Annotated in this window: 2 tRNA genes; both read right to left on the reverse strand. The window is 47.6% G+C overall.

Annotated elements, in window-relative coordinates:
• Window positions 1–175: 175 nt before the first annotated feature.
• A tRNA-Ala gene (locus tag E5C26_RS24555) sits at window positions 176–251 on the reverse strand.
• A 37-nt stretch (window positions 252–288) separates the two neighbouring features.
• Window positions 289–365 (reverse strand) — tRNA-Ile (locus tag E5C26_RS24560).
• Window positions 366–422 lie beyond the last annotated feature (57 nt).

Raw genomic sequence — 422 nt, forward strand, 5'->3', positions numbered from 1 at the left:
TTGCTACATTTGAGAGACTCTATGACAGGTTAATCCTTACTCCAGGACTTCTACGGAGGAGTAAGTTTCAGCTGTCATGTTTCAATTTTCAGCTTGTTCCAGATTGTTAAAGAGCAAAATACTTCGCAGCATACTGTTGCCAGTACACTCTGAAGTATTGAAATACAGGACTATATGGTGGAGCTAAGCGGGATCGAACCGCTGACCTCCTGCGTGCAAGGCAGGCGCTCTCCCAGCTGAGCTATAGCCCCATACAGTCACGTGCAGTACCTTTTCCACTTCGAGAAGTGGTAGGCCTGAGTGGACTTGAACCACCGACCTCACCCTTATCAGGGGTGCGCTCTAACCACCTGAGCTACAAGCCTATAAAGGTATTTCTGCTCGTTACTTTCTATCAGACAATCTGTGTGAGCACTTCACGC

The organism is Serratia proteamaculans (assembly GCF_004684015.1).
GTDB classification, from domain to species: domain Bacteria; phylum Pseudomonadota; class Gammaproteobacteria; order Enterobacterales; family Enterobacteriaceae; genus Serratia; species Serratia proteamaculans_F.